This is a genomic window from Escherichia sp. AM3, assembly GCF_032029835.1.
Lineage (GTDB): Bacteria > Pseudomonadota > Gammaproteobacteria > Enterobacterales > Enterobacteriaceae > Escherichia > Escherichia coli.
The window spans coordinates 1-541 of sequence record NZ_JAVUPQ010000527.1 but is presented as its reverse complement, the minus strand read 5'-3'; the positions used below and the strand labels follow the sequence as shown (position 1 = coordinate 541).

Sequence of the window (541 nt, the reverse complement as noted above, 5' to 3'; positions counted from 1 at the left end):
TTCTGCTTGAGTGTACTGATTACAGGAGTAGTTAATAACATATCTCCGTGATATCGCATCTTTATGACCAGGATTTTTCGAAATGGCTTTTCCACTAGCGACTCTTTTGTGTGATTGTCTGGTTAAGTTAAGCAGAAAAAAGCACGCTACCGCCCCAGGCTCAACAGCTACCCGAATACTGATAACGCACTTACTTTGACGCGCTAGTGTATCATTTCTTTCGCAGCAATCCGACCCGAATGATTTTTATACACAAAATATGTTTTAATTATAAAAATCATAGAGATAAAATTTTGCATACTCGAGAATCCAGATATTGTCGATGTAAAGCTGCAATCCTGGCTGAAATTCAATGAATCGCATAAAAATACAAAAAAAATGAAGATCTAGCGGCAGATCAGCTCAAACAGAGGCTAATTAAGTCAAAAAAAGGAAAAGTAATGGCAAACCCGGTGCTAAATACATAGAATCCCCAGCACATCCATAAGTCAGCTATTTATTATGCTTGAATTGCTTTACACCGCCCTTCTCTACCTTATTC

At 37.9% G+C, this 541-nt stretch carries 1 protein-coding gene; it reads right to left on the bottom strand.

Annotated features, from left to right (window positions below):
• A partial coding sequence (locus RTW80_RS27040; protein ID WP_312721167.1) for a hypothetical protein occupies window positions 1-95 on the bottom strand: 95 nt, incomplete at its 3' end.
• Window positions 96-541: the final 446 nt, after the last annotated feature.